Source organism: Candidatus Sarmatiella mevalonica (assembly GCF_016751895.1).
GTDB classification, from domain to species: Bacteria; Pseudomonadota; Alphaproteobacteria; order Rickettsiales; family Rickettsiaceae; genus Sarmatiella; species Sarmatiella mevalonica.
In genome coordinates this window covers 1-2,669 of record NZ_JACVVM010000102.1, presented here as the reverse complement: position 1 = coordinate 2,669, position 2,669 = coordinate 1, and the positions used below count along the sequence as shown (strand labels likewise).

Annotated in this window: 3 protein-coding genes; 1 reads left to right on the top strand and 2 read right to left on the bottom strand. The window is 40.6% G+C overall.

Annotation, left to right across the window (positions count from 1 at the left end):
- The first annotated feature begins 237 nt into the window (after positions 1–237).
- Positions 238–414 (top strand): GyrI-like domain-containing protein, encoded by a 177-nt coding sequence (locus tag Sarmat_RS07505; RefSeq protein WP_202149940.1) that lies wholly within the window; start codon positions 238–240, stop codon positions 412–414.
- Between the two features lie 43 nt (positions 415–457).
- Here the strand turns inward: Sarmat_RS07505 and Sarmat_RS06450 are convergent, their stop codons facing one another.
- Positions 458–1,330, bottom strand: coding sequence for an aminoglycoside phosphotransferase family protein (locus tag Sarmat_RS06450; protein WP_202149939.1), 873 nt, complete (start codon positions 1,328–1,330; stop codon positions 458–460).
- On the bottom strand, positions 1,327–2,427 hold the full coding sequence (locus tag Sarmat_RS06445; RefSeq protein WP_202149938.1) for a Fic family protein: 1,101 nt from the start codon (positions 2,425–2,427) through the stop codon (positions 1,327–1,329). Before Sarmat_RS06445 ends, Sarmat_RS06450 begins: the two co-directional genes overlap by 4 nt.
- Positions 2,428–2,669: the final 242 nt, after the last annotated feature.

Genomic DNA, 2,669 nt, shown 5'->3' with positions numbered 1-2,669 from the left:
GCCTACGACTCTTTTATCCCAGATTTTTTCTAGCTTCTTTATTATTATTTCAAACTTTTCTAGCTCCATGCCAAATAATCTTAAAAAAACTCTTGGATGTTTAGCAATTTTACTGTATCTTATCATTGTGTATAGTCTCTTGTTGGTTAAAAACCAAGTTCTATACACGCTTTATAAAAAATATCAATCCCTCCCTGTAAGTAATTTCCAATTCTATATACTTACGCAAGAGGTCTAATGCATAAAGGCTCACGCGATAATATCGGTGACACGATTTACAGTATTTATCGTGATTGGTTACCGCAGTCCGGGGAAGAACTGGGGGATTTGCCTTGCATATTTTGCTATTACAATTTTGATTATGAGGTAGCTGAAACGGAATCTTTAACCGAAATTTGGGTGCTTCTTAAGTAGGGCTTAAAGTGTGAGTGTTGGGGGCAATCTTGTCCCTCAATCATTATGGCAGCATAACATCAAAAATCTTTGTTAGCTGCTGGAAATAGCTGGCCTCACAATCATCCTCTAACGCCCAAACCCATGCAAGCACCGCCTGCACAAAACACCAATCATGAATTCGTTTAGCTGGTATACCAAGGAGCTCAGCAAATCGAGTGACGCGATTATGAATAATATTTGGTGCATCAGCGTGATTCAGTAATTCCGGGATTGGATTGCGGATAAAAGCTGCCACTTCATAGGCTGGTTCGCCAATCACACCTTTTGGATCGATCACCAGCCAATCTTCGCCATTTTGCAAAATATTATCATGATGTAAATCGCCGTGGAGCAAAACATCTGGTTTAGAAGTTTGTAATAGCTCATCTCGGAGCTGTCTTGCTTTTTGCAGATAATCATTTGGAATGTTCCACTCCTCATCCAAAGCCGCAAGCCAATCTTTGATATGTGGGAAATTGTGGGTCGTAGTAATATTTGCTTGGTGCAATTTTTTGATAACTCCGAAGGCAATTTCGATGGATTCTTTTTTCTTGGTTGGAAAATAGTCTTGAAGAGACGTGCCGGGCACTGCTCTTTCTAAAAGTAACATACCGTCATCTTCAGATAGAACAGTCACTGCGCCACAGCCTGTAAAGCACTTGAGCGCAAACGCTTCTCGAGCTAGTGCCTCATTATCAAGTCCTAGTTTTAAAATGATAGGGTTATCGCTCTGAAAGCCTGATAGCACATAGTTGTATGTAAGATTGGTGACTTCCTGTAAATCACGCAAGTCCAGCTTTGAGGATGTTGCTGAGACAAGCTTAGGCAATTCATCTAGCCAGGCTTTGCCTTTTTCTCCGTAAATGCTGATAATGTTGGAGTGGAAGGTTGTCATAGACTCTCCTTCACAATAACATCATACGGCGCGGCTAGCTTATATTTTCTGGCTTTGTTAGAGGCGTCTACTATTTCTAAAAAATCACCCTCAACCCACTTTTTGCAAAGCGCAGCACTCGTTCTAGGCTGGAAGCCAAATAGATCGCCTATTTGCTTGGCTGTAACAACATCATATCCTTTAAATAATTCCAAGGCTTTGCGTTGTTTCGGATCTAAGGTACGCAAAACTTGCGAATGATCTTTTTCCCCTTTCTCATTACTTGCCATCATCTGGGCTACAACTTTTTCAAATGCAAACGCCATCCCTTCAATAAAATATTCCACCCAAGGGGTTATATCGCTTTCTGCCCTGCCAAAGTAATAATTGTGAGATGGGCCAATGCTGATAGCACGATAATAACCAAACAAATTTTTAGCGTAATATTCTTCAAGAGAATACAGTCCTTTTAAATCATACCCACCAAGGTGCAAGATTAACGTCGTCAATAACCTGCTCGTTCGCCCATTACCGTCATAATAGGGGTGAATTGTTGCAAACTGATAATGAGCAATGCCAGCGACAATAGGGCATGGTATCTCTTCATTTTCTTTGATCCATGTCACTAAATTGCGCATAAGCCCAGGTACATCTTTTGCTTCCGGAGGCATATAGACGATTGTACCTGTGCCGCTGTCTTTGATAACGTTTTGTCCATCTCGGTAAGGTGTTGGTTTAATGCGCGTTCTTCCATCACTCATCACCAAAGCATGCAAAGTTTGAATGACTTTTTCGGTAACGGGATGGTTTTGCGCGGCATATTGTTCTAACTGAGCTAAAGCAGCATAATAGCCCTTTACTTCATGCTCATCACGCTCTCTGCCGGGAAAATGTCCTTGAAGCTCAATGACCTCTTTGATCTCATCAGGCTTAAGCTGATTGCCTTCTATCATCGTAGAATAATGTGTGGTGTAAAGTTTAGCCGTCTCACGCAGCGAGGCGAGCACTGTAGGATTGACGGGCAGTAACGCGACCTTTTCTTTCGCAGCCTCAATTCTCATCAGACTTTTTGCAATGCCTGGGGTGATACTATAAATGGGTTTAAAGTTTGTCGGCATGATGTAAGCTCAATGTCAGTTTCTCTTGCATTATTTATTATGCTGATAAACAGCGTATAAGTCAAGTATAACATGCCGATAAAATGCATCAGGTGGTTCATCATGTCCGTAAGGTTACATATATACTAAATTAGCTTGAGGTAGCGTAAATTATATGATAATATGAAGCAAAAAATGCGAGCATATAGTATAGATTTACGTAAAAAAGTAATAAGTTTTATAAAAAGCGGTAATAGCCAAAA

What these genes read in the sequence shown, in the direction of transcription:
- Sarmat_RS07505 (WP_202149940.1), top strand. Translation starts at nt 238, where the DNA reads ATGCATAAAGGCTCACGCGATAATATCGGTGACACGATTTACAGTATT.
- Sarmat_RS06450 (WP_202149939.1), bottom strand. Translation starts at nt 1,330, where the DNA reads ATGACAACCTTCCACTCCAACATTATCAGCATTTACGGAGAAAAAGGC.
- Sarmat_RS06445 (WP_202149938.1), bottom strand. Translation starts at nt 2,427, where the DNA reads ATGCCGACAAACTTTAAACCCATTTATAGTATCACCCCAGGCATTGCA.